5 protein-coding genes are annotated in these 4821 nt (G+C 59.5%); all 5 read right to left on the reverse strand.

Annotated elements, in window-relative coordinates; genetic code table 11:
* Positions 1 to 364 (reverse strand): hypothetical protein (locus WBG04_RS09095; RefSeq protein WP_424314097.1); only part of this gene is annotated, 364 nt, incomplete at its 3' end.
* A 226-nt stretch (positions 365 to 590) separates the two neighbouring features.
* Entirely contained in the window at positions 591 to 1319 is a 729-nt protein-coding gene (locus tag WBG04_RS09100; protein WP_424314098.1) for a hypothetical protein, read from the reverse strand.
* 90 nt (positions 1320 to 1409) lie between these two features.
* Positions 1410 to 2477 carry a hypothetical protein gene (locus tag WBG04_RS09105; protein ID WP_424314099.1) on the reverse strand — a complete coding sequence of 356 codons (1068 nt, stop codon included), beginning with the start codon at positions 2475 to 2477 and terminating at the stop codon, positions 1410 to 1412.
* A 32-nt stretch (positions 2478 to 2509) separates the two neighbouring features.
* Positions 2510 to 3241: a prepilin-type N-terminal cleavage/methylation domain-containing protein gene (locus WBG04_RS09110; protein ID WP_424314100.1), complete on the reverse strand. Its 732-nt coding sequence runs from the start codon at positions 3239 to 3241 to the stop codon at positions 2510 to 2512.
* An 8-nt stretch (positions 3242 to 3249) separates the two neighbouring features.
* A partial coding sequence (locus WBG04_RS09115) for a glycoside hydrolase family 97 catalytic domain-containing protein (protein WP_424314101.1) occupies positions 3250 to 4821 on the reverse strand: 1572 nt, incomplete at its 5' end.

Here is a 4821-nt window from a genome sequence, read left to right on the forward strand (position 1 = left end):
CCCTTGAACCATAAAAAGACAGGTCATAGGTGAGGCTGTCGTTCAAGCCGCTCAGCGTCAGCACACCGGTCGATCCGTCGCTGTTCACGAAGAGAGCGTCGTCCGTTACCGCCGCAAAGGCAAACGACCCATCACCCCCAGGTCCGAGCGACGATACCGGGCTCAGACCCGAGTTGTAGGTGCCGGTTCCGGTGAAGCCACTAGTGACCGTCAGGTTGATGGAAGAGGCGTTTCCATCCACATCGATGAGGCCGGTGTTGTTGTCTGCACTCCCCGTGATGTAGTCCCAAAAGTTTCCATTGGAATCGGCCGATCCGACCGAATGACGACCCGCTACGGTGCCGAAGTCCACGAGGACAGTCACGGCTGAGACAGACGGGGATGCGGAGAAAGCAGCGGCAATCAAAATAATAGCTTTCACAATGGTCGTAGAAGTCTGTGGGGCTCTTAATTCAATCTCAGGAAATGATAGATTTGCGTGAATTTTACTTCAGGTGAGTTCAGGGAATCTGGATGTCGAGCCGCAGAAAGTTGCTCGGCACTCCGCCTCGGCGTGCTTCCCCGATCTCTCAGCCTAACATTTCGTCCACTCAGCGCCGACGTCGGAGCAGAGAGAGCAGGCCCACTCCACCGAGGAGCGCGATGGACGGCTCCGGCACCGCCGCAATGCTCATCGCGTTGATGTAGCCAAAGGTGTTGCTGCCCCCTCCTCCCGTTGCAGAGGTGGCGGTCAGATTGACGACCAGTTGCCCGGAAGTCGGAGACAAGCCCGTCAGACTCACCACGGTATCGTCGTTCCAGTCATCCGTCCCGTTGCTTGCGATGTCCGTCCCGGATGTCTGCAACTCGACGCTGCTAGCTCCCACAGTGTAGGTGGAGAAACGGTCTGACGTGGTCACCCTTGAACCATAAAAAGACAGGTCATAGGTGAGGCTGTCGTTCAAGCCGCTCAGCGTCAGCACACCGGTCGATCCGTCGCTGTTCACGAAGAGAGCGTCGTCCGTTACGGCCGCGAAGGCAAACGACCCATCACCCTCAGGCCCAAGCGACGATACCGGGCTCAGGCCCGAGTTGTAGGTGCCGGTTCCGGTGAAGCCGCTGGTCACCGTCAGATTGATGGTCGAGGCGTTTCCATCGACATCGATGAGGCCGGTGTTGTCGTCCGCGCTCCCCGTGATGTAGTCCCAAAAGTTTCCATTGGAATCGGCCGATCCGACCGAATGACGTCCGGCGACGCTGCCGAAGTCCACAAGGACGGTCACGGCTGAAACTGGCAGGGAAGTGGCAAAAATAGCGGCAATGCAAATAATAGGTTTCATAATATTCCTTGATGTTAGTGGCTCATTCTTTCAATCGTAGACAATATTGGGTTTACGTAAGGTTTCCTTCTTTAGTCGGCATCTCGCATCCTAGTCGAGCTGGTTAAGACGAATGAATAAGCGACTCTCTGCCACATCTGAGATGATCACTTGCAGCTTGGTCGGATCGCTGGGGTCCAGCTGTAGCGTGGCGCCCGTGAGGTCGATGTCGGTGAAGTTCGTGAGGTCGGTGGATGACTCGAAGCCAAGCGTCAGAGTCAGTTCGTCGTTCACCGTGTCCGGATACACCCGGATGTTGCCATCAACCTGCTGAGCGAGGGTCAGCACGAGGTCGCCATTCTCGACCGCCACCGAGGCTGACAGTCCCTGGTCGGCGAAATCGAGGGTGATCGAATTGAAGGTGCCATAGACGCTGTCGCCCCCCGACAGGTCCGTGTCGGTGTCGATCAGAGTGAACTTGCCGGGGCCTCCGATGTAACCGGAGCCATCGACAAGCAGGTCCAGATTTTCCGCACCGAAGACCGAGCCCGAAAGGCTGATCGGCGTGATGCCGAACTCAGCCATGTTGTAGCGGAGCTGGCCGGGGTTGTTACCGCCACCGGCGAACTGGATCTGGGTCGCGCTGATCGAGGTGGTAGCGTCACCATCGACGATCAGGCGCGTCGCGCTGGTTCCAGTGCCCAGCGAGAACTGGATGAAAGAGGACAGCGTGACCGATCCGCCGCTGATGGTCACCTGCGCGGTGCCGGCGGTGTCCGTCGTGTTCGATCCCCCGATGAAGAGCGGACCGCTCGTGAAGGTGCCCGCCAAGTTCAAGAAGAAGTTGGAATCCGCGGCATTGGCGACGTTGGTGCTATTTGTCACCGCCAGACTCCCGCCGTTGGATAAGGTGAGGCTGGAACTCACCACACCGCTGTCTCCGAGCCTGAGGACGCTGGCGACCGCATTGGTGCCGGACTGGATGGTGATGGTGTTGTCGCCGTTGAAAAACGAGGTATCGCCGGCCGTCGGGGCAGATCCTCCGCTCCAGGGCGCGGTGGCCCAGTCTGCCGTGCCGGCATTGACGAGATTCTGGGCGGATGCCTGCGTATGAAGAATGCCGACAAGGGCGGGAATCAGGAGGACCGGGAAATGACGGGTTTGTGTTGACTTGTTCATGGTGGTTCTGGGGTTTCGGGTTTGCCTTTACTTTATTCGAGAGCCGCCGGGTCGCGAAGAAGCTCATGCAGCTTCTCGCCCTGCGCCTTGGAAATGTTTTCTACGTGCCCCCCGATGAAGAGTCCCAAGGCATTCTCGCCCGAGGATCCGTAGGCGTAGTGGAGATTCGACCAGTGGGTATCGTAGGGAAATTTCGCCGAGTCGAGATGATAGAATGTTCCAAACTCGGGCCGACCCTCGAAAGGTTTGCCGGTCATGATGTAGGGTTCCCTCTGGCCGATGACTTCAGACTGGGAAGCTCTACGATCGCCTCCGCCCCACGCGGGAGGCATGAAGAAGCGATTGATGCTGTAGCTTCCCCGGCCTTCCGGATGCTGGTCCTGTCCGTGCTCGGAAACCATCAACGGACACCACATTACCCGCTCGTAGCCCGAGTTTTGCATCGCCTCCATCACCTCGGGTGGCGACCCCTCGAAGTCGCCGTGGGCATTCTCCCAGATCTTCCTCCTCCATGTGGGCGATGAGGGCTCTTCTTGATACACAGAGATGGGAAATCGACTGTGATGATCACCTACGTAGCCCATCATCAGGGTGTGAATCTGACGCAGGTTGTTGATTGATCCCGCAGTTTTCGCAGCACGCTTGCCGCGGTTCACCAGGACAAAGGTCAGGCTGACAAATACCGCCACAATGACGATGACCACCATCAACTCAACCATCGTGAAGCCGGAGCGACCGGCCTGTCGTGAGTAGGACTGTCTCATGGTTCGATTCATTTCTCAGGAGTTCCGGCCGTTGGGTTTGGATGCGCTGGCTCGAAGCGAACGGCGGCCCCACCGCCTGCTGACAATCGCAGCGGCAGACGGTCGGCCGCCGTGACCGTTCGACGCTCAATCCCGACGACCGTTGGGTTCGTCTCCCAATCGGCGCCTTCCGCATCGTGATAGATCGTTGCTTGATAGTCCCGGCCCGGCTCAAGGAACCCCAGCGGGGCCTCGAGGAATCTGCCGGACTCATCGGTGATGGCCCCAAGATACCAGTTGTCGCTGTTGCGATCCTTGCGCGCGGTCACGACATAGTCGCCGATCTCCGCATCGATCACCCGGCTGAACTCCCAGTCGACCGGCACGTCCTTGATGAACTGGAACGCATCCGGCCGCGCCGCGTAGTTTTCCGGCAGGTCGGCGGCCATGTGGAGCGGGCTGTAGATGATCACATAAAGCGCCAGCTGCTTGGCCAAGGTGGTGCTTACGCGGTTGGGTTCAAGACCGAGTCCTTCGTAGGTGAGGTCGAAGATGCCGGGCGTGAAGTCCATCGGTCCCGAAAGCAGCCGCGTGAACGGCAGAATGGTGGTGTGGTCGGGCTTGTTCCTGCGCTCGCCACCCCAGGCGTTGAATTCCTGCCCCTTGGCTCCCTCGCGGGTCATAAGATTTGGCCAGGTGCGCCGTAGCCCGGTGTCCTTGATCGGTTCATGGGCATTCACCATGACCTTACGTTTCGCGGCCAGTTCGGCCACCCGCTGGTGGTGGCGGACCATGTACTGACCATGGTGCCACTCTTCGTGGGTGTTCCCCTCCGCATCGGTCCAGCGGATCGTCTGCCCCGGGGAAACGTAGCCGGTCTTGACCGCGCGAATGTCGCACTCCTCAAGCAAACGGAAGGCGTCGTCCATCTGCGACTCGTAGTTCTCCACGCCCCCGGCCGTCTCGTGGTGGCCGATCAGGCGGGTGCCCTTTTCACGGGCGTAGGCGGCGAGCCCCTTCAGGTCGTAGTCCGGATAGGGGGTGGTGAAGTCGAAGTTGCGGTTGGTGATCCAGTCGCCGTCCCAGCCGGTGTTCCAGCCTTCCACCAGCACGCCCTTGAAACCGTGCACCGCCGCGAAGTCGATGTACTTCCTCGCGTTTTCGTTCGTGGCGCCATGCTCGCCATCCCTGCCCCAGGTCTTGAGCTTGAGGTGCATCTCCCACCAGATCCCGACATACTTGCCCGGCTCGACCCACGAGAAGTCCAACCCCTCGGCCGGTGGCTCGTTTAGGTTGAGGATCAGATGGCTGTCGGCGAGTCCGGCCGCCGTGTCCGCCACCTGCAGCGTCCGCCATGGTGACTTCAGCGAACCGCTGCCCCGGACCAGAACGCCATCCGACCACGGCACCAAGGCGGCCTTCAGGACGTTGCCTTCTTTCCGCTCAAGCGTCATCGAGGCAAAGTCCACCAGCGCCGCTTCATGCAGACTAAGGTGGAGGCCATCCTTCGTCTTCATCGTCATCGGCGTGTGACAGTGCTTATGTGGCAACTCGCTCAGCGGAGCATCGACGAACTCATACTCATAGCGATCGTCCTGATA

It is taken from the genome of Haloferula sp., from assembly GCF_049672945.1.
Taxonomy (GTDB): domain Bacteria; phylum Verrucomicrobiota; class Verrucomicrobiia; order Verrucomicrobiales; family Akkermansiaceae; genus Haloferula.